Genomic DNA, 490 nt, shown 5'->3' on the forward strand with positions numbered 1-490 from the left:
TGGCCTCCTGCGGCACCACTGGCAAGCATAAATCCCACAAGCCGCAAACAACCGCCAGAACAATCCAACCTGTCCGCATTTCCCATATCGACCACACCCAAGGTTCGCAGGAGTTGATGCTTCACAGCCTAGGCCTGATCGGTACGCCCTACAAATGGGGAGGCAGCACCACAGCCACAGGCTTTGACTGTAGCGGCATGATCCAATTCGTCTATAAAAACGCCCTCAACGTCAATCTGCCACGCACCGCACGCGATATGGCCGCAGCCAGCCGAAAAATTCCCGACAGCAAATTGAAAGCCGGCGATCTTGTCTTCTTCAATACCGGCGGCGCACACAAATATTCCCATGTCGGCCTCTACATCGGCAACGGCGAATTTATTCACGCCCCCAGCAGCGGTAAAACCATCAAAACCGAAAAACTTTCCACTCCGTTCTACGCAAAAAACTATTTGGGCGCACATACTTTTTTTACTGAATAAATCAAGGC

Annotated in this window: 1 protein-coding gene; it reads left to right on the plus strand. The window is 51.8% G+C overall.

All coding sequences use genetic code 11. The features are described 5' to 3' along the window. Positions 1-482 (plus strand): C40 family peptidase (locus tag ACTHUM_RS19070; RefSeq protein WP_440403846.1); only part of this gene is annotated, 482 nt, incomplete at its 5' end. Between the last annotated feature and the right edge of the window lie 8 nt (positions 483-490).

Source organism: Neisseria sp. P0021.S006 (assembly GCF_051956895.1).